The organism is Photobacterium sp. Ph5, assembly GCF_022129445.1.
Taxonomy (GTDB): domain Bacteria; phylum Pseudomonadota; class Gammaproteobacteria; order Enterobacterales; family Vibrionaceae; genus Photobacterium.
In genome coordinates this window covers 141,532-161,218 of record NZ_JADQAQ010000003.1, presented here as the reverse complement: position 1 = coordinate 161,218, position 19,687 = coordinate 141,532, and the positions used below count along the sequence as shown (strand labels likewise).

The following is a 19,687-nucleotide window of genomic DNA, read 5'->3' as shown; positions in this document are numbered from 1 at the left end:
CAACTGACTTGTAATCAGTAGGTCACCAGTTCGACTCCGGTAGTCGGCACCATCTTTTGAAACCTCATCTTTGATGAGGTTTTTTTTCATCTCGATAAAATCAATTATCTATTCTGTTTCCTAGCCTATCTAACAATTATTAGATAAAAAAAAGCCCCACTACAATGAGCGAGGCTTTACCAATAATGATTAATACGCGCGGTTAACCACCCGTGAACATATTTGTGATCCAAGCTGCTGGCTTTTTAGTTGAGCACTGAGCTTTAAGCTGCCCATCCTGATCCCAAACCGGCAAGGTTACATTACCACTACAATTAGGGGTTAATGTCCCATTCGCTTGCTTATCATACTTCATGGTAGTGATCTGCTTAGGCCATGGCAGCGTTAATGGTGCAGGCTTACGACGTGTTAAGTAATCAGCATAAATTCTTAATGCACCGCTAGAGCCCGTTAATCGCACTGGTGTATTGTCATCACGCCCAACCCATACCACTGCGACTTCATGCCCATCAGCTCCCGCAAACCAGCTATCACGGTTTTTATCTGTGGTACCCGTTTTACCTGCCAATTTCGCAGCACTAAATTTACTCTGTAAGTAACGGGCTGTACCTTGGCTCACTACCCGCTTCATGTCATAAGTTGTCAGCCATGCTGCTTGCTCTGGTACCACCTGAGAGGCTTTAGGGTAGTTTTGATAAAGAATCCTACCTTTCTGATCAACAACCGCGCGTAATGCCGTTAAATCTGCTCTGCGACCACCACTTGTGATTGTCTGGAACATTTGCGCAACTTCATAAGGCGATAAGGTAAATGAACCTAACAAAATAGACGGCAACTTAGGCACTTCATTACGATCCACCCCCAACTTAGCCATGGTATCAATCACAGTCCCTAACCCGACTTTTAAACCCAGATTAACAGTCGGCACATTTAATGAATTCGCTAACGCATAATAGAGTGGTACTTGCCCTCTAAACTTACGATCATAGTTACGTGGACGCCAAGAGTTACCTTTACTGCCTCGTAGAACAATGGATTTGTCATCTAAGCTGGTTGCTAAGCTAAAACGATTCGGTTGACTTAATGCCGATAAATACACCGCAGGCTTTGCCAATGAACCAATTTGACGACTGGCATCTAATGCGCGGTTAAAGCCAGCATAACCAGGACGACTTCCGCCGATAACAGCACGTACTTCCCCACTTAAGCGATCAACCACTACCATCGCGGTTTCTACTTTAAGCCCTGCTTTTTTATTTAGCTTAGGTACCATTGATGCAACGCTTTGCTCAGCCGCTTGTTGAGACAATGGATCTAACGTACTAAATATACGCAGCCCTTTACCTGACTTATAAATATCACCGACATCACGCTCTAATTCACGTTGTAGCTGCTGGAAATAAGCGGGCTGTCGACTCGCAATCTTCGGTGTTTTTTGCACCCCTAATGGGCTAGAGGCTGCCACTTCATATTCAGCACCTGTAAGGGTATTATTTTTCAACAATAGGCTGAGGACTAAATCACGGCGTTCTAACGTACGTTCAGGATGTCGCCAAGGGTTAAATTGAGAAGGTCCTTTAACCATACCCACCAGCATTGCTAATTGGGCTGATGTGAGCTCTTCTAATGGGCGACCAAAATACAATCTAGCAGCCAATGGGAAGCCATGAACTTCTTTACCGCCATTTTGCCCCAGATAAATCTCGTTAAGGTAAGCTTCTAATATCCGATCTTTGCTATAGCGATAATCAATAATAACGGCAATGTAAGCCTCACGAACTTTACGCCATAGGCTACGCTCACGACTTAAAAATAAGTTCTTAGCGAGCTGTTGGGTTAAGGTGCTGCCTCCTTGTACCGTTCGACCCGCACGCAAGTTCACAAACATGGCGCGAATGATTGCCAATGGTGATACACCATCATGCTGATAGAAATCTCTATCTTCTGTCGCGAGTAATGCATCAATTAAGAGTGGTGGAAACTCGTCGCGCTTCATAAAAATACGCTGCTCATTACCTGAAAGCCCCAGCATGCCTAGCATTTTCGGTTCAATGTTGAAATAACCTAACGAACGCTTGGTGGTGAGATCTTTAATGCTTGTTAGCGTAGTGCCCGAAAACGTCAGCAACACATGCTGTTTCTTCTCTGCACCTTCAGGAAAATCAAACGGACGTCGGATCAATTCAATGCGAGTTGATGAAGCAGAGTATTCCCCAATACGGGTTGGCGTGCGCACTTTGTAGTATTTCAATAAATCCAATTCACGACGCACATCCCTAATACTGATGTGTTGATCAGGGCGAAGTGTTAATACTCGACCATACACAACGGACGGTAAATCCCAAATTTGACCATCCATTTTATTACGTACAATCGTATCAAGGTAAATCCCCACAACCAGCATGGCAGCAACAACCACTAAGCCGATTTTAAAGCTCAACCAACCCAGCTTGCGTAACCAAGGACGATCTGTTTTCACCGACTTCTTTGTTTTTTTCGTGGCTGATTTCTTAGCTGGCACCTTTTTGGTTGCACTCGCAGCAGGAGTACGTTTAGTGGGCTTTTTTGCTGTAGGTTTTACTGGGGTTTTCTTTCGTGGTGTCGTCGGCTTTTTTCCACCACTGTCTTTGGGTGGTGCAACGTGTTTTCTTGACTGAAAATGAAGAGGCAACTTAATCATAATGCATCAACTAAGGTCATTCCTATATTAAAATAGGAGCAACTATCATTGCTCCTAAAAACGTGATTATAGCTAATAATGAACACTATACCTGATTATATATACAGGTCTATTGCTACATATATTTTTTGGTTTTACGGGTAGGCACGTGATTAGCAGGATCATCCGGCCATGGGTGCTTCGGATATCGACCTTTCATTTCCTTTTGTACTTCCTTATACGAGCCCTGCCAAAATGCGGCTAAGTCTTGTGTAATTTGCAGTGGCCTTTGTGCGGGAGACAATAATTCCAATACCAGTGCCACTTTGCCATTAGCAATACAAGGCGACACTTTTTCACCAAACATTTCTTGTAATTTCACTGCTAGCACAGGTTGCTGTTGCTCATGATATCGGATCTTTATAGTAGTCCCTGTTGGGACTTGATAATGCGTAGGCAGTAGCAAATCGACTTGTTGCTTTTTATCCCAACCTAAATACGCTTCTAATGCGGCAAGTACATCTAACTTAGCGACACCTTTCATGGTTTTGATCCCATTCATATAAGGCAATAACCAACGATCAGCCGCTTCAAGTAAATCCGCTTCCTCTAATGCAGGAAGCTCAAGCTCTGGTAACCAGCGAGCAGCACAACGTGCACGTGTCAGCAACGAAGTGGCTTTATCTGTCCACGTTAATACCGATAACCCTTTGCGTTTAATTGCATTAACCAGCGCTTCACTGGCGAGGGCGGGATCAGGATCGGCGGCAATATATCGACTAACAATAAGTTTGCCACAATAGATCCGGTGCTCAGCGCTTAATCGCCCTTTTTTATCATCCCAATCCAGCCAGTCTTTCTTGGTAAATAACTGAGGGTGCGCCTGTTGTAATTGGGCTAAATCAGCAGACACAGCAGAAAAAACTCGACTGTCACCTTGGCGTGTTTTCACTACATCCGCGACCACCAATATATGTTCAGATGCCAGGTTTTGATCCACATCGAGTATCACACCTTGACCGTTTGCCAACTGATAACGTCCATCATGGTTACGTGTCATTGCAATACGATCAGGAAAACCGGCTGCTAACAATGCACCTAGCCATTGGTTATTCACTGTTAATGACGTGATCTTGGGTTTGTCATCAAGGTATTGATAAAGTTTTTGTTGGGCTTGTTTCGCGCGCTGGCAGTAATGCCCTGCTTTGACAAGCTTTTGACTTTCCAATAAATGTAATTGAAAACCGAGATCCGGATTGTCCATCCCACGCGGCGGATCTTCTAATAACGCCACAAGCATGGCTGCTGTCGACAATATTGTCTCATCCTGTTGCGCTCGGTAGTGTTCAAGGGCAAAGGCTAGAACCGCAGCATGACGAGGATCAGCACCTAAAGCTTGGATCAGTTTTCCTCGCTCAGTTTGTTGACCTCGCGTATCCATGGCGCCAAGTTGTACCAATAATTCACGAGATTGTTGCAATGCGATCGCAGGAGGAATATCAAGCCATTGTAATTCAGCGGGATCATGACAGCCCCACTGCACTAATTCCATTGCCAATGAGGTTAAATCGCTGCGTAAAATTTCAGGCTGAGGGTTTGTTGGTTGACGCTGTAGTTGCTCTTCACTGTACATTCGCAGACAAATACCCGCCGATAAACGTCCAGCTCGTCCTGCTCGTTGCTCTGCCGATGACTGTGCAATACGTACTTGCTGTAAGCGGCTAATACCTGATTTTGGATCCCACTGTGCGATGCGCTCTAACCCGCTATCAACCACTAATCGGATACCTTCAATAGTTAAACTGGTTTCAGCAATATTCGTCGCCAACACCACTTTACGTTGCCCATTAATTGGCGCATTGATCGCTTGTTGTTGCTGTTCAATACTCAATTGACCATAGAGCGGACAAAGTAATGTTTCGCCATCTAAGCGTTCTTTTAGCAGTTGCTCTAAGCGTTTAATTTCACCAACGCCAGGTAAAAACACCAGCATAGATCCAGATTCAGCGTTAAGTAATTGGCATATTGCTTGCGCCATTTTTTCAATAAGATCTCTCGGCTCAGTTTGCCCAACATAGCGATATTCAACAGGAAAACAGCGCCCTTGCGATTCGATATAGCTCGCCTCAGGCAATAGCGCTATCAATGCTTGCTGAGATAAGGTTGCTGACATTACCAAAACCTTTAAATCATCGCGAAGCGCTTGCTGTACTTCGAGTGCTAACGCTAATGCGGTATCGGCGTGAATAGAGCGCTCATGAAATTCATCGAAGATCAGTAAATCAATGCCTGTCAGTTCAGGATCCTGTTGCAACATTCGGGTCATCACCCCTTCGGTGACAATCTCAAGCTTGGTCTTTGCACTGACTTTAGTTTCACCTCGTACACGTAAACCGACAGTTTCCCCGACCTTCTCACCTAACTGACGAGCTAAATATCCCGCAATATTTCTTGCCGCTAATCGTCTTGGCTCTAACATTACGATACGTCCGGTAAACGTATTTTGTTGTAATAATGAAAGCGGTAGAAATGTCGACTTACCTGCCCCCGGTGGTGCTTTTAAAATCAGTTGAGATGAAGATGTCAGTGCTGATAATAAATTGGGTAATACATCTGCTATTGGGAGTTGTGACAAGCTGAGTACCTTATGTCATGATCTAATTTATTGGCTAATGCCCATACCTTTAATTGCCATTGTAGCGAAAAGGTAACCGACAACGAAAAACAATAATCAGCCACTGAGAGAACTATGAAATTTGCGCAACCTTTACAATCGGCCAAACTGATCAAACGTTATAAGCGTTTTTTAGCTGACATTGAACTTGATAATAGTGACGTTCGCACTATCCATTGTGCCAATACGGGTGCTATGACAGGCTGTGCCGAGCCTGGCAGTACTGTTTGGTATTCCACCTCTGATAATCCAAAACGTAAATACCCCAATAGTTGGGAGCTCACTCAAACATTGAATAATGATTGGATTTGCGTAAACACAGCCCAAGCAAATCGATTAGTGGAAGAAGCAATTAAAAATGACGTAATTGATGAACTAACCGATTACACATCACTGCGAGCTGAAGTTAAATATGGCACTGAAAATAGTCGCATTGATTTATTACTTGAGTCAGAAAGTCGACCGCCCTGCTATATTGAAGTAAAAAGCGTCACCTTATTAGGGAAAAATAGACAAGGTTATTTTCCTGATGCCGTAACCACTCGAGGGCAAAAACACCTCAGAGAATTAATGGAGATGGTTGATCAAGGCAACAGATCGGTGCTCTTGTTTGCAGTTTTACATTCGGGAATTGATAACGTATCAGTAGCTGATCATATTGATCCAATATACGCTCAACTACTAACGCAAGCAGTAAAGGCTGGTGTTGAGGTTCTTTGCTACAAAGCAGAGCTCAATAAAGACCAAATCAAGCTGACCAATTGTATAGAATTTCGTCATTCAAACTAAAAAATGATGGTTTCTTCACATTGGTATAGAATTGAAGAAAGACAGTAATTGCCACAGCCAACCCTTTCTGCTATAGATACCGCCCAAAATTAACCAGTGACGGTTATTAGGTACATTAGGAGATGCTATATGCCAGAGACCAACGTTAAAAAATCACTAGGCATCCTGGCTATTGCTGGGGTTGAACCTTACCAGGAAAAAGCTGGTGAAGAGTATATGGGTGAAGCTCAACGCAATCACTTCCATAAGATTCTTTCAGCATGGCGTAATCAGCTTCGTGAAGAAGTTGATCGTACAGTAAACCATATGCAAGACGAGGCCGCTAACTTCCCCGATCCTGTCGATCGTGCAGCTCAGGAAGAAGAATTCAGCCTTGAATTACGTAACCGTGACCGTGAACGTAAACTGATCAAAAAAATCGAAAAAACCCTAAAGCGCATTGAAGAAGATGATTTCGGCTTCTGTGACTCTTGTGGTATCGAGATCGGTATTCGTCGTTTAGAAGCTCGCCCAACAGCAGAACTTTGTATTGACTGTAAGACACTTGCAGAAATCAAAGAAAAGCAAATGGCTGGCTAATTACGTCGCCTGCGTTAATGCCTAATTTTAGAGGGAGCGAAAGCTCCCTCTTTCGTTTACACTAGCGTGCGATTTAATTTGTGTCGCGCTATTATTAGCGCGACTTATCCATGTTAGTCATTGCTTGCGCTCTAATCACGCTCAGTTGAGCTTAAGATTAGCTCGCACCAAACTGAATAAGGTTCTGTATTAAGAATCTTATTCAGTTTGGAGGGTTGCCTTGCTGCAGTATCCCCTAGCTCTGGCCAACATATTTTAACGCCGAGCCTAGTCACCTAATCAGACCTAGGCTGCTTTATTGTTCATAATTTATGACACAGACGACAAAATATATAGGACGCTTTGCGCCATCACCCTCAGGGCCACTTCACTTCGGATCATTGATAGCTGCACTCGGTAGTTACTTGCAAGCCAAGTCAAACCAAGGGCGCTGGATTGTCAGAATGGAAGATCTCGATCCTCCACGAGAAATGTCCGGTGCTGCTGATGATATCTTGCGTACCCTTGAAGCTTATGGCTTTGAATGGGACGGTGGGATTATGTATCAAAGCCAACGTCATGATGCATACCAAAGTCAAATCGACCAATGGTTAGCCCAAGGCGATGCTTATTATTGTCAATGTAGTCGTAAAGCAATCAAAGAAGCAGGCGGTTTTTACCCAGGTACCTGTCGTAACCTCAATCAACAGCCTAAAGACAGTGCTGTTCGGTTAAAAGTGGACAAACCTATCACTCTTTTCGATGACCAATTACATGGTCAAATCGCTCTACCAACTGCGGTTGCGGGAGAAGATTTTATCATTCGACGTCGAGACGGGTTATTTGCTTATAATCTTGCGGTTGTGCTTGATGATATCGAACAAGGGATCACTGAAATTGTTCGTGGTGCTGATTTAATTGAACCTACGGGACGTCAAATCGGCTTATACCAACAACTTGGTCATACCCCTGTGAGCTATTTACACTTACCGCTCGCTGTAACGGAAAATGGCAATAAATTGTCAAAACAAAACCATGCACCTGCGATTGATAAAACCAATCCGCGTCCGGCCTTGGTTGCAGCGCTACAGTTTTTAGGCCTTGCGCCACCAGCAGATCTTGCTGCACACACTGTAGAAGAAATTTTAATGTGGGGCGTTGCGCACTGGCAGCTAGATAAGCTACCAAAAACCACCGCTATCACACTAGCATTCTAAAATAGTCTGCCGTGATATATTATATACGGCTGTTTGTTGAACCAGATGCACATAATGGGGTGTATTATCTTTAATCGAGTAGCCAGCTTTTGCCGTAAAGTATTGAATCGCGACAGTAGTACTCGCGTTCCAGAGGAACAAACTTTGCAAGTTTACCAACGCCAAGAGCACAGCATTTCACGTAAAGATATCAGCGAAAATGCGCTGAAAGTACTATATCGTCTAAACAAAGCCGGTTACGACGCTTACTTAGTAGGTGGCGGCGTACGTGATTTACTACTAGACAAACAACCTAAAGACTTCGATATTGCAACCAATGCAACACCAGAAGACATTAAAAAGCTGTTTCGTAACTGTCGCTTAATTGGTCGTCGTTTCCGTCTTGCCCATATCTTATTTGGTCGTGACATTATCGAAGTGGCAACATTCCGCGGCCACCATTCTGACGCTCCTGTACAAGCTACAGCACCAAAAGATAGCAAACAAAAACCGCAAATCTCATCGCGTAGCCAAGAAGGCATGTTACTTCGTGACAATGTCTACGGCACGATTGAAGAAGATGCAGAGCGTCGTGATTTCACCATCAACGCACTTTATTATAGTGTGAAAGATTTTACGGTGACCGATTACGCCAACGGTGTTCACGATCTTAACAATCGTATTGTTCGCTTAATGGGTGATCCTGAAACCCGTTACCGAGAAGATCCTGTACGTATGTTACGTGCAGTACGTTTCGCGGTAAAACTAGACATGGAAATTGATCCAACAACGGCTGCGCCGATCAAAGATCTTGCGCCACTCATGCTAGATATCCCATCGGCACGTTTGTTCGAAGAAAGCCTAAAACTGCTGCAATCAGGACAAGGTTTAGAAACGTACCGCATGCTACGTGAATATAACCTGTTCCAACAACTTTTCCCGATTTTGGCCGATCATTTCACCGAAGATCACAGTAGCCAAACCGAGAAGATGATTGAGCATATCTTGGCATCTACTGATAAGCGTATTGCAGAAGATAAACGCGTCAACCCTGCCTTTATCTATGCGGCAATGCTGTGGTATCCAATGATGATCCGTGCAGAAGAAGTATCTTTTGCCAGTGGTTTATCGTTCTACGACGCATTTATGGTGGCTAGTAACGATATTCTTGATGATCAAGTTCGTACTATTGCGATCCCACGCCGCCATACCACGACTGTTCGCGATATTTGGCAACAGCAATTACGCTTTGCTCGTCGCAGTGGCAAGCGTGCGTTTAAAACCATGGAACATCCTAAATTCCGTGCCGCATACGATTTCTTAGAAATGCGTGCCCTATTTGAAGGTCATGACGTTAAAGAGTTAGCGCAATGGTGGAGTGAGTTCCAAAACGTGGATCGCAACCAACGTGGTAAAATGGTGATGAACCTTAATGAAAGCGGCAGTCGTCGCCCACGTCGTCGCCGTCCACAGCAGCGCCGTAAAAAGCCACAGCCGAAATCATCATGATCCGAGCTTATATCGCAATAGGCAGTAACTTGGGCGATCCTATCGCCCAAGCTAATAGCGCCATCGATGCTTTACGCACACATCCCGATATAACAGTCGTTGCCGTGTCATCCCTATACAGCAGTACGCCAATGGGGCCACAAAACCAACCCGATTATATTAATGCCGTGGTAGCAATCGATACCGATTTAGCACCACTCACATTACTTGATCAAACTCAAGCCATTGAACTTGAACATGGTCGAGTGCGAAAAGATGAACGTTGGGGACCAAGAACCTTGGATCTCGACATTCTGTTATATGGTGATCTTAAGCACCATTGCGAACGTTTAACCGTTCCACATTACGGTATGAAAGTACGAGAATTTGTACTCTATCCGTTAGCTGAGATAAGCCCTAAGTTAATTCTACCTGACAACACCCCTTTATCCACTCTATTGGATCAGGTAGACCTCAATGGCTTAGCTATCTGGCAAAAATAAAAATCTATCAGGGCGAGGAAAAGCTATGAAGAAAATTACTATCAACGATCTCATGAAATGGAAGCAAGAAGGTCGTAAGTTCGCATCTGTCACTGCATATGATGCAAGTTTCGCTCAATTGTTTGAGCAGCAGGAAATGCCAGTATTACTGGTTGGTGATTCTCTTGGCATGGTTTTACAAGGCCGTGAAGATACGCTTCCTGTTACTGTAGAAGAGATCGCTTACCACACGCGTAGTGTTCGTGCGGGAAGTCCAAATGCATTACTGATGGCTGATATGCCATTTATGAGTTATGCAACGCCAGAACAAGCATGTGAAAACGCTGCAAAGCTAATGCGTGCTGGCGCTAATATGGTCAAACTAGAAGGCGGCGCATGGTTAGCAGATACCATTTCTATGTTAGCTGAACGTGCCGTTCCTGTTTGTGCTCACCTTGGTTTAACACCACAATCAGTCAATATTTTTGGTGGATACAAGGTACAAGGCCGTGATATCGACAAAGCCGATGAAATGGTTAAAGACGCTATCCTATTAAAAAATGCAGGCGCACAAATCATTGTTCTTGAATGTGTACCAGCTAGCCTTGCTGAACGCATTACCAAAGCGGTAGAAATTCCCGTGATTGGTATTGGTGCAGGTAACAGTACCGATGGTCAAATTCTAGTTATGCACGATATGTTCGGCATTTCTGCCAATTATATGCCGAAGTTTTCGAAAAACTTCCTCACAGAAACTGGCGACATGCGTGCGGCCGTCACTAAATATATTAAAGATGTTGAGACCGGTGAATTTCCAGGATCTCAACATACCTTTGAATAAGGAATAAAAGATGCAAACATTCGCCGATATTGCCCCACTAAGAGAGCAAATTCGTACTTGGCGCCGTGAGGGTCGTCGTATTGCTTTTGTTCCAACTATGGGTAATTTGCATGAAGGCCACTTAACGCTGATGCGTAAAGCGCGTAAGCATGCCGATGTTGTAATTGCTAGTATCTTTGTTAATCCCATGCAGTTTGATAAGGCTGAAGATCTACAAACGTACCCACGTACGTTAGAACAAGATATAGTCAAACTGCACCAACAAAATATGGTTGATGTGGTATTCACGCCTACGCCGGAGGTAATGTACCCTGGCGGTTTAGACAATCAAACATTTGTTGAAGTACCAAGCCTATCTAGCATCTTAGAAGGTGAATTGCGTCCAGGTCATTTTCGTGGTGTAGCAACCATCGTTAACAAACTTTTTAATATCGTTCAGCCTGATGTTGCCTGCTTTGGTGAAAAAGACTTCCAACAATTGGCACTTATTCGTCAAATGGTTATCGATCTTGAACTCGATATCAAAATTGTTGGTGTACCTACGGTACGTGAAATGGACGGTTTAGCCATGAGCTCACGCAATGGCAAACTAACAGTAGATGAACGTCAACGAGCACCTGTACTTGCTCGTACTATGCGTTGGATCAGCAGCCAAATGCGTGGTGGTCGAACTGACTATGACGAGCTAGTGGTTGATGCCAATGATCAATTACGTGCCGCTGGTTTACAACCTGATAAATGTTTTATCCGCGATGCTGTAACACTACTGCCTGTAACCGAAGAAACTCAGCAAGCGGTGATCTTGATGTCATCTCAATTAGGTAAAGTCCGCCTGATTGATAACCAAGTTGTTGACTTGGGACCGACTCAAACATCAGATGAAGACATCGCTGAATAAACGTTAGTAATAACGGTTAATAAAAAATACCGCTCATTGAGCGGTATTTTTTTATTTTAAATATAACGTTATGAACGTAATCCAATTCCACGTGATATTAGATAATATGCCACGCTATACAACGCAATAACAAAAACACCCAATACAGCAAAAGAGGTACCAATCCCCACATCAGAGACGCCAAGAAAGCCGTAACGGAAGGCATTGACCATATAAACAATTGGGTTGATTTTCGATACACCTTGCCAAAATTCAGGTAATAAATTGATCGAGTAAAACACCCCACCAAGATAAGTCAACGGCGTTAGCACGAACGTTGGAATAATACTGATATCATCAAACGTGCGAGCAAATACCGCATTAATTAAGCCGCCTAATGAGAACACGATAGATGTCATTACCACGGTTGCTACAATCACACCAATATGTGCAATGTGAAGCTTTACAAACAACAATGACACAATAGTAACCAATGTCCCTACGGCTAAACCACGTAGTACACCACCACCGACATAACCGGCAATAATGATATAGTTAGGAACTGGCGCAACCAATAATTCTTCAATGTTGTGCTGAAATTTAGCACTAAAAAAAGAAGACGCAACATTAGAATAAGAATTAGTGATCACTGACATCATGATCAACCCCGGCACTATATAGGCCATGTAACTAAACCCTTCCATATCACCTATTCGGCTACCAATTAAGTTACCAAAGATAATGAAATACAAGGTCATGGTAATTGCAGGGGGGACTAACGTTTGTACCCAAATACGGGTAAATCGATGGATTTCTTTGGCAATTAAGCTTTTAAAAGCGATCCAATATTGTTTCTTCACGCCTCAACCCCTTTATTATTCTGTGCTTGGTTTACCAAAGTGACAAACAATTCCTCTAAGCGGTTACTCTTATTACGCATCGATTTAACCTCGATCCCTTGCTCAGTTAATTGACTAAATACAGGGTTTAAACTTTCGCCTTTTTTAAGTTCAATTTCCAAAGTTGCACTATCAACCAATAGACTATTGAAGCCAATTAAGTTTGGTGGCGTCTGTTGTGGATTGATATCTAAAATAAACGTTTCTAATTCAAGCTTTCCCAATAAGTTTTTCATTGAGGTATGCTCAATCAATTCACCGTGGTTAATAATACCGATATTACGACACAGCATTTCGGCTTCTTCCAAATAGTGAGTGGTAAGAATAATCGTCACCCCCTCTTGGTTTATTTTACGTAAAAACGTCCACATAGATCGGCGTAATTCAATATCAACACCCGCAGTTGGCTCATCTAAAATCAGCAACTTAGGTTCATGCATTAATGCTCGAGCAATCATTAATCGACGCTTCATTCCACCAGATAAATTACGAGCACGCTCACTGCGCTTACCCCATAAATCAAGCTGTGATAAATATTTTTTGGCACGTTCTTTAGCAAGCGAACGCTCTACACCGTAATAACCGGCTTGGTTAATCACGATTTGTTCAACGGTTTCAAAAGGATTGAAATTAAATTCTTGTGGTACTAAACCAAGCTGATTTTTCGCATCGACTTTTTCAGAGTCTAAATCATAACCAAAGATTTTTACCAATCCCGAGGTCTTATTCACCAGTGAGCTTATAATACCAATCGTGGTTGATTTACCCGCACCATTAGGACCTAACAAAGCAAAAAAGTCGCCCTCATTAACGGTTAAGCTCATATTTTTTAGCGCTTCTACACCGCCCTTGTAAGTTTTTCTTACATTTTTTATTTCTAAAGCGTTCATAAATTGCGCTCTTTCTGTTACAAAAATAAAAGGAATTATTACTTATCTATCACTAATCCGATTTGCTATTAGCGAAGCTTGTGTATAGTAAGGAACATATCAATATAAGGTATCATCATGGCAGATATTAAGCAGCTCTTCGCAAACAACCTATCTTGGTCGGAAAACATTAAAAATGAAGATCCTGACTACTTTACTGAATTAGCAAAAGGACAACATCCACAATACCTATGGATTGGTTGTTCTGATAGTCGCGTTCCTGCTGAACGTTTAACAGGCCTTGTTTCTGGTGAATTATTCGTTCACCGTAACGTAGCCAACCAAGTGATCCACACCGATCTTAACTGTCTATCTGTAGTTCAGTATGCTGTTGACGTACTGAAGGTTAAACATATCATCATTTGTGGTCACTATGGCTGTGGTGGTGTTACAGCAGCAATTGAAAACCCACAGCTAGGCTTGATTAATAACTGGCTGCTACATATTCGCGATCTTTATTTAAAGCACCGTACTGATTTAGGCGCCCTTCCTCGCCAAGAGTGGGATGATAAATTATCTGAAATTAACGTCGCTTCTCAAGTCTATAACTTAGGTAACTCAACCATTTTGCAGCAAGCATGGGAACGAGGACAAGACGTTAAGATCCATGGTTGGATCTACGGCACAAGCAATGGCGTACTTAAAGATCTCGGTGTAACTTCAACTAGCCGTGAAACATTAGAAGTGGGCTATCAAGCAGCCATGTCTTCACTACTACCACCGCTAGAGCAATCTATTAACGATCATATAGCAGAAAAAACAAGCTAAGTGTTCTGAATATCTAACGATAAAAAAAGCGACCCGATGGTCGCTTTTTCTTATTCCTTAACTGGAACCACTTTACCGATGAAAGGTAAATGACGGTATTTTTGTGCGTAGTCGATACCAACACCGACAACAAACTCATCAGGAATAACAAAGCCATACCAATCAACTTTTACGTCGACTTCACGGCGCTCTGGCTTATCTAATAACGTACAAATACGAATAGAGTTAGGCTCACGTAGCGATAAGATCTCGCACACTTTATGCAGTGTATTACCAGTATCAATAATATCTTCTACCAGCAGTACATCTTTACCTTTGATGTCATCATCAAGATCTTTCAAGATACGAACATCACGGCTACTTTCCATGGTATTACCGTAGCTTGATGCAGTCATAAAATCGACTTCATGAGGCAAGTCGATCGCACGTGCAAGATCAGCCATGAACACAAAAGAACCACGCAATAAGCCTACCATCACTAAATCTTTTGAATCTTTATAACACTCAGTGATTTGCTTACCTAGCTCTTTAACACGTTCTTGAACTTCCTGCTCAGAAATCATTACTTCAATTGTATGTTTCATTTTCTTCTCCATTTGTGCGACTGCACTAGCCATCACAGGCTACTTATTTCAAAGGAATCGCATTGTACCACTCCTTTGAAATAATGGTTATTTAATCAATAGTGTCAATTATACGAAACACTTTAGATTAGTTATATTTGCCGAACAGTTGTTTATTATGTAACCTAGCCTTATTAAAACAGATGCATAAACAGTTTTTATACTTAGGCTAGGGATTATTAATTATGGATACGATTACCAAAAAAACCCGTACTCGTCTTTCACCAGAAAAGAGAAGACAGCAACTGCTTGATTATTCATTGGAAGTTTTTGCAAGAAGAGGTATCGGCCGTGCAGGACATGCTGATATCGCTGAAATGGCAAACGTTTCCGTTGCAACCGTATTTAATTACTTTCCAACCCGAGAAGCACTGGTTGAGCAAGTCTTAGTTGAAGTTGAAAACGAGTTTAGTGCATTACTAGAAGAATGTCTGGGAGATAAAGACAAGACGCTTCATGCGCGTTTAACCTGCATTAGCCACAATCTTATCGATACGGTTTTAGACCAACAAGATTGGATTAAAGTCTGGTTTGAATGGAGTACTTCTGTACGTGATGAAGTATGGCCACAGTTTGTCGAAACCAATCGTAATAACCTGCATAAAGTACGTGATGCGTTTGCTCAAGCTATCGATAACGGTGAAATTACTACAGCACAAAAAGCCGAGGATTTAGCTAAATTGTTACACGGCATTTGTTATGTAATTTATATCCAAGCCAACTTATTACCAGATCAAACAGCACTTCAGCAACAAGCTGAAATCTACCTTGAAGCATTAGCATTAAATCGCTAATCCAAGTATAGAAATAACAAAGCCTGCATTACACAGGCTTTGTTACTATTAGCGACGTTGAAAACAACTATCTTTTAGAAGCAACTACGCAACCGCAAATACCACCGGTAAATGAGGCTCTACTTCAACCGCAACACGATCGCCAATATTCATTAATAAATGTGAATTAACAATCAATTGATGGCCGGAAAAATCAACCGTGTAACGGCAGCTATCTCCCATGAATTGTTGTTCAATAATTTCTCCATCGCCATCTTGCTGTAAGCTTACACGTAAGTTTTGTGGCCTTAATAACCAATCAACAGAAGCGCCTTCAGCCAGCAAAGCTTCATTAGATGCTAACGCTAATTCCCCCAGTGGAGTTAATAACCGTGTTTGATTTTTTACCGTTGCAGGAAGATAAGAGCCAGTACCTAAGAAATCTGCGACAAACCGACTACTTGGCTGATAATACAACTCCGTTGCCGTACCAAATTGTTCAATCACGCCGTGATTCATCACTGCCATCTTATCAGCAAAAGCAAAAGCTTCTTCACGACTGTGAGTCACAAAAATTGCGGTAACCCCCTGCGCTTTAAAAATCTTACGAATATCACGGATCAAGCTATGGCGTACTTGTGTATCAATATTAGAAAAAGGCTCATCTAACAAAATCAAATCAGGCTCACACGCCAGCGCACGAGCAATCGCTACACGTTGTTGCTGCCCACCTGATAATTGATGTGGATAACGATCCTCTAACCCCGTTAAATGTACGAGTGTTAACATTTCATCTATCTTGGCAACAATACGTGCTTTATCCCAGTGGCGCAGACCAAACGCAATATTTTGCGCCACAGTTAAATGCGGGAACAACGCATAGTCTTGGAAGATCATCCCAATATTACGTTTCTCTGGTGGTAACCACTGGTATTCATCAACAATTGTCCGCCCATTAATCGACATAAAACCCTGTTCTAAAGGTAGCAATCCTGCTATCGCTTTTAATAGCGTTGTTTTACCACAGCCACTTGCACCTAACAGACAAACGATCTCACCTGAGTTAACCGCTAACGATAAGTCTTTCAACACTGGCTGACCATGGTAACTACAGGTTAAGACGCTGACAGATAATGCATGTTTCATTAGTTCTTTCGCTCCAAAGATCGGTTAACCAATACCAAGGGAATTAAACCCACAACCACCAGCAAAATAGCCGGTAATGCTGCTAGCTCTAGCTGTTCATCTGACGCAAAATTAAATACGTAAGTCGCTAAGGTTTCAAAATTAAATGGTCGTAGCAGCAATGCCGCATTGAGCTCTTTCATTGACTCAATAAACACCAGTAACCCAGCAATTAAACAACCACGACGTATTAATGGCAGATGGACTTTTCTCAACATTGCTGTTGAGGCATAACCCATGGTTTTCGACGCCATATCTAATGATGGCGAGACTTTGGTTAAACTTGTTTCAATGCTACCAATTGCGACGGCAGCAAAACGGACCACAAAGGCAAAAATAATCGCGAATATCGTACCTGAGAAAATCAATCCTGGACGACCTAACCCTAAGCTAATCGCAATATCATTAACCAGATGATCAGCACTCGTGAGTGGGATCATTACTCCGATCGCCAACACTGTACCAGGTACAGCGTAGCCTAATGACGATAAGCGGATTGGCATCTGACTAAAACCACTACCATCAAGGCGTCGATAAAAATTAACCAAAAGCCCTAAAATTACCGCGATAACAGCAGCGGTAATCGAGACAAATAAACTGTTTAAACTGTATTGTTGAAATTCTGGCGTCCAGCTCTGGCTGAAATACTCAATGGCGTAATAACCGAGCTGTAGCAACGGAAAAATAAAAGCACAGCTAACAAGTCCCCAGCACCATATGAGTGCCAACCACTTTTTCCATCCTTTTAAGGTGTACTTAACGTCTCCATCATTGTCACATTGATGTTGAAACATCTTTTGTTTACGACGACTAAAACGTTCACTGCTGATCAAAAAGAAAATAACAAGCAACATGATGGCTGAAATTTTCGCGGCAGCATAAAGGTTTGAGTACCCTAACCACGTATCATAAACCGCTGTTGTTAGCGTATTAACCGCAAAGTAACTAACGGTACCAAAATCGCCTAATGCTTCCATTGCTACTAATGATACGCCAACAGCAATAGCTGGACGTGCTAACGGCAGTGAAATACGACGGAAACTTTCCCATGGTGTACAACGAAGCAAACGCGCTGATTGTAATAAGCTAACACTCTGCTCCATGAATGCCGCACGCACGAGAAGATAAATATAAGGATAAAGCACTAGAGCCAATACAAAACAAGCGCCACCTAATGAACGAAGATCAGGAAACCAATAATCGCTAATATGTTGCCAACCAAAAATATCTCTTAAAAATATTTGGATTGGGCCAGCATAATCAAACCAGTTAGTATAAAGGTAACCAACGATATAGCCGGGCATCGCTAGAGGTAAAACAAGCGCCCATTGAAGTGTTTTTTCAGTAGGTAAACGGCACATTGCCATTAACCACGCAGTGGGAATACCAAAACAGAGCGACAACAATACCGTGCCAACAACCAACACGACGGTATTAAAGGCATAAGTTGGCATCACCGTATTCATTAGGTGACCAAATACCTCATCAGAGTTGCCCATTGCGGTAAAAAATATTGCCAGAATGGGAAAAACCAGTAGTAGAGCAAACGTCCAACTACCGGCTTTCCAAAACAAAAACTTCTCTTTCATTTACTACTACTTAGTATTTTTCAATATCTTTAGCCATGACAAAAAGTGACTAAATTCAGTATCGACCTTCCCTCATAACGGGAAGAGAAAACTACCACAACTTATTGCAAAACTTACCAAGTATGATGTAAAAATGGGGCTTAGCGCCCCATTTATTTTGTAACTAATTACAGATCAAACTTCACTTCATCTAGCAGTTTTGTTGCTGCATTGTGGTACTGTGCAATCTTGTCTAGTGATACATCATCAGCTTTAAAATCACCCCAAGAAGCAACTAACTCTGAACGCTTAACACCGTCTTTTACTGGGTATTCGTAGTTCACTTCAGCATACATTTCTTGTGCTTTATCCGATGTTAAGAACTCCATTAACTTCAGAGCATTTGCTTGGTTTGGCGCATTTTTTGCCATTGCCATGCCACTTACGTTAACGTGTGTACCTTTGCCTTCTTGACCAGGGAAGTTAATGTAAACCGCTTCAGCCCATGCTTTTTGGTTTTCGTCATTAACCATCTTACCTAGGTAGTAGCTGTTACCAATCGCTAAATCACATAAGCCTTCTTTAACCGCTTGAACTTGTGCACGGTCATTACCTTGAGGCTTACGAGCAAGATTTGCTTTCACACCTTCTAACCATGTTTTCGTTTCTGCTTCACCGTAATGTGCAATCATCGATGAAACCAATGAAACATTGTACGGGTGCTTACCTGAACGAGTACAAATCTTACCTTTCCACTCAGGCTTTGCTAAATCAGCATAATCAAAAGAAGCTGGTAGCTTACCTACACGATCTTTTGATGAATATACGTTTCGCGTACGCAATGTTAGAGCAAACCACTCATCTTCGTTATCACGGTATTGAGCAGGTACATTGCTATCAATCACTTTGCTATCAACTGGCTGAACTAGCTTCTTATCTGAAAGCTCGACAAGACGACTGATATCAGTTGTTAATACTACATCTGCAGGGCTGTATTCGCCTTCTTGCTGTAGTTTTTCAGCAAGACCTTTTTTAGCAAATTTCACATTAACTTTAATGCCAGTTTCTTTTGTGAACTCGTTAAACATAGGCTCAACTAAAAAAGGTTGGCGATATGAATAAACATTTACCTCTTCAGCAGCAGTGGCAACTTGAGGAGCGGCTAAACCCATAAGGATTGCTGAAGCTAAAAGCTTTTTCATTGATTATTCCCTTAAACGCAAAATGTAATGATAATGTTTCTCAATAAGATTCATTATACGTAAAACACTTCCCTTCGCAATCCACTTGTTACAAATAATTACAATCAAAAAACAAAATCGCCACCTATAAATAGGTGGCGATTTTTTTAACTATAAAGTAATTAATTACTTATATT

Annotated in this window: 17 protein-coding genes; 9 read left to right on the top strand and 8 right to left on the bottom strand. The window is 42.2% G+C overall.

The genetic code is table 11. The features are described from left to right. Positions 1 to 202 precede the first annotated feature (202 nt). Both mrcB and hrpB read right to left on the bottom strand, forming a co-directional pair. The gene (mrcB, locus tag I3259_RS02410; protein WP_238028155.1) at positions 203 to 2,680 is read right to left on the bottom strand and encodes a penicillin-binding protein 1B; all 2,478 of its coding nucleotides are present in this window, start codon (positions 2,678 to 2,680) and stop codon (positions 203 to 205) included. A 115-nt stretch (positions 2,681 to 2,795) separates the two neighbouring features. Then, positions 2,796 to 5,294, bottom strand: coding sequence for an ATP-dependent helicase HrpB (hrpB, locus tag I3259_RS02405; RefSeq protein ID WP_238028154.1), 2,499 nt, complete (start codon positions 5,292 to 5,294; stop codon positions 2,796 to 2,798). A gap of 114 nt (positions 5,295 to 5,408) precedes the next feature. On the opposite strand from hrpB, the gene sfsA reads away from it, so the two are divergent. The 7 genes from sfsA to panC all read left to right on the top strand — a co-directional run bounded on the left by sfsA (position 5,409) and on the right by panC (position 11,585). Further along, positions 5,409 to 6,122 carry a DNA/RNA nuclease SfsA gene (gene sfsA / locus I3259_RS02400; protein WP_238028153.1) on the top strand — a complete coding sequence of 238 codons (714 nt, stop codon included), beginning with the start codon at positions 5,409 to 5,411 and terminating at the stop codon, positions 6,120 to 6,122. 129 nt (positions 6,123 to 6,251) lie between these two features. Next, the gene (dksA, locus tag I3259_RS02395; protein WP_238028152.1) at positions 6,252 to 6,701 is read left to right on the top strand and encodes an RNA polymerase-binding protein DksA; all 450 of its coding nucleotides are present in this window, start codon (positions 6,252 to 6,254) and stop codon (positions 6,699 to 6,701) included. Positions 6,702 to 7,012: 311 nt separating this feature from the next. Further along, a complete protein-coding gene (gene gluQRS / locus I3259_RS02390; protein ID WP_238028151.1) occupies positions 7,013 to 7,897 on the top strand; it encodes a tRNA glutamyl-Q(34) synthetase GluQRS in 885 nt (294 codons plus the stop codon). A 54-nt stretch (positions 7,898 to 7,951) separates the two neighbouring features. After that, complete coding sequence (gene pcnB, locus I3259_RS02385) at positions 7,952 to 9,385, top strand: polynucleotide adenylyltransferase PcnB (protein ID WP_255721042.1); 1,434 nt, start codon at positions 7,952 to 7,954, stop codon at positions 9,383 to 9,385. Then, positions 9,382 to 9,867, top strand: a complete 486-nt coding sequence (folK, locus tag I3259_RS02380; RefSeq protein WP_238028150.1) for a 2-amino-4-hydroxy-6-hydroxymethyldihydropteridine diphosphokinase — start codon at positions 9,382 to 9,384, stop codon at positions 9,865 to 9,867. The genes pcnB and folK overlap by 4 nt, the downstream gene beginning before the upstream one ends. Before the next feature lie 25 nt (positions 9,868 to 9,892). Continuing rightward, on the top strand, positions 9,893 to 10,687 hold the full coding sequence (gene panB / locus I3259_RS02375; RefSeq protein ID WP_238028149.1) for a 3-methyl-2-oxobutanoate hydroxymethyltransferase: 795 nt from the start codon (positions 9,893 to 9,895) through the stop codon (positions 10,685 to 10,687). 10 nt (positions 10,688 to 10,697) lie between these two features. Next, on the top strand, positions 10,698 to 11,585 hold the full coding sequence (gene panC / locus I3259_RS02370; RefSeq protein ID WP_238028148.1) for a pantoate--beta-alanine ligase: 888 nt from the start codon (positions 10,698 to 10,700) through the stop codon (positions 11,583 to 11,585). A gap of 68 nt (positions 11,586 to 11,653) precedes the next feature. Here the strand turns inward: panC and I3259_RS02365 are convergent, their stop codons facing one another. Together I3259_RS02365 and I3259_RS02360 are read right to left on the bottom strand one after the other, a co-directional pair. Beyond that, positions 11,654 to 12,424 (bottom strand): ABC transporter permease, encoded by a 771-nt coding sequence (locus I3259_RS02365; protein ID WP_238028147.1) that lies wholly within the window; start codon positions 12,422 to 12,424, stop codon positions 11,654 to 11,656. After that, a complete protein-coding gene (locus I3259_RS02360; protein ID WP_238028146.1) occupies positions 12,421 to 13,353 on the bottom strand; it encodes an ABC transporter ATP-binding protein in 933 nt (310 codons plus the stop codon). Before I3259_RS02360 ends, I3259_RS02365 begins: the two co-directional genes overlap by 4 nt. Positions 13,354 to 13,470: 117 nt before the next feature. Between I3259_RS02360 and can the strand changes: the two genes are divergently transcribed. Continuing rightward, positions 13,471 to 14,160 (top strand): carbonate dehydratase, encoded by a 690-nt coding sequence (gene can, locus I3259_RS02355; protein WP_238028145.1) that lies wholly within the window; start codon positions 13,471 to 13,473, stop codon positions 14,158 to 14,160. A 50-nt stretch (positions 14,161 to 14,210) separates the two neighbouring features. Here the strand turns inward: can and hpt are convergent, their stop codons facing one another. Further along, positions 14,211 to 14,744, bottom strand: a complete 534-nt coding sequence (hpt, locus tag I3259_RS02350) for a hypoxanthine phosphoribosyltransferase (protein WP_238028144.1) — start codon at positions 14,742 to 14,744, stop codon at positions 14,211 to 14,213. 224 nt (positions 14,745 to 14,968) lie between these two features. Here hpt and I3259_RS02345 point away from each other — a divergent pair, with 224 nt between their 5' ends. Further along, positions 14,969 to 15,577, top strand: a complete 609-nt coding sequence (locus I3259_RS02345) for a TetR/AcrR family transcriptional regulator (RefSeq protein WP_238028143.1) — start codon at positions 14,969 to 14,971, stop codon at positions 15,575 to 15,577. A gap of 84 nt (positions 15,578 to 15,661) precedes the next feature. On the opposite strand, the gene I3259_RS02340 is transcribed toward I3259_RS02345, so the two are convergent. From I3259_RS02340 to I3259_RS02330, 3 genes are all read right to left on the bottom strand, one after another. Then, complete coding sequence (locus tag I3259_RS02340; RefSeq protein WP_238028142.1) at positions 15,662 to 16,702, bottom strand: ABC transporter ATP-binding protein; 1,041 nt, start codon at positions 16,700 to 16,702, stop codon at positions 15,662 to 15,664. Continuing rightward, on the bottom strand, positions 16,702 to 18,330 hold the full coding sequence (locus tag I3259_RS02335) for an iron ABC transporter permease (RefSeq protein ID WP_238028141.1): 1,629 nt from the start codon (positions 18,328 to 18,330) through the stop codon (positions 16,702 to 16,704). Before I3259_RS02335 ends, I3259_RS02340 begins: the two co-directional genes overlap by 1 nt. Positions 18,331 to 18,497: 167 nt before the next feature. Beyond that, a complete protein-coding gene (locus tag I3259_RS02330; RefSeq protein WP_238028140.1) occupies positions 18,498 to 19,511 on the bottom strand; it encodes a Fe(3+) ABC transporter substrate-binding protein in 1,014 nt (337 codons plus the stop codon). Between the last annotated feature and the right edge of the window lie 176 nt (positions 19,512 to 19,687).

Coding starts and splice junctions, on each gene's coding strand:
- I3259_RS02330 (WP_238028140.1), bottom strand. CDS start 19,511: ATGAAAAAGCTTTTAGCTTCAGCAATCCTTATGGGTTTAGCCGCTCCT.
- panB (WP_238028149.1), top strand. CDS start 9,893: ATGAAGAAAATTACTATCAACGATCTCATGAAATGGAAGCAAGAAGGT.
- mrcB (WP_238028155.1), bottom strand. CDS start 2,680: ATGATTAAGTTGCCTCTTCATTTTCAGTCAAGAAAACACGTTGCACCA.
- I3259_RS02340 (WP_238028142.1), bottom strand. CDS start 16,702: ATGAAACATGCATTATCTGTCAGCGTCTTAACCTGTAGTTACCATGGT.
- gluQRS (WP_238028151.1), top strand. CDS start 7,013: ATGACACAGACGACAAAATATATAGGACGCTTTGCGCCATCACCCTCA.
- can (WP_238028145.1), top strand. CDS start 13,471: ATGGCAGATATTAAGCAGCTCTTCGCAAACAACCTATCTTGGTCGGAA.
- I3259_RS02360 (WP_238028146.1), bottom strand. CDS start 13,353: ATGAACGCTTTAGAAATAAAAAATGTAAGAAAAACTTACAAGGGCGGT.
- panC (WP_238028148.1), top strand. CDS start 10,698: ATGCAAACATTCGCCGATATTGCCCCACTAAGAGAGCAAATTCGTACT.
- sfsA (WP_238028153.1), top strand. CDS start 5,409: ATGAAATTTGCGCAACCTTTACAATCGGCCAAACTGATCAAACGTTAT.
- hpt (WP_238028144.1), bottom strand. CDS start 14,744: ATGAAACATACAATTGAAGTAATGATTTCTGAGCAGGAAGTTCAAGAA.
- I3259_RS02345 (WP_238028143.1), top strand. CDS start 14,969: ATGGATACGATTACCAAAAAAACCCGTACTCGTCTTTCACCAGAAAAG.
- I3259_RS02335 (WP_238028141.1), bottom strand. CDS start 18,330: ATGAAAGAGAAGTTTTTGTTTTGGAAAGCCGGTAGTTGGACGTTTGCT.
- folK (WP_238028150.1), top strand. CDS start 9,382: ATGATCCGAGCTTATATCGCAATAGGCAGTAACTTGGGCGATCCTATC.
- dksA (WP_238028152.1), top strand. CDS start 6,252: ATGCCAGAGACCAACGTTAAAAAATCACTAGGCATCCTGGCTATTGCT.
- pcnB (WP_255721042.1), top strand. CDS start 7,952: ATGGGGTGTATTATCTTTAATCGAGTAGCCAGCTTTTGCCGTAAAGTA.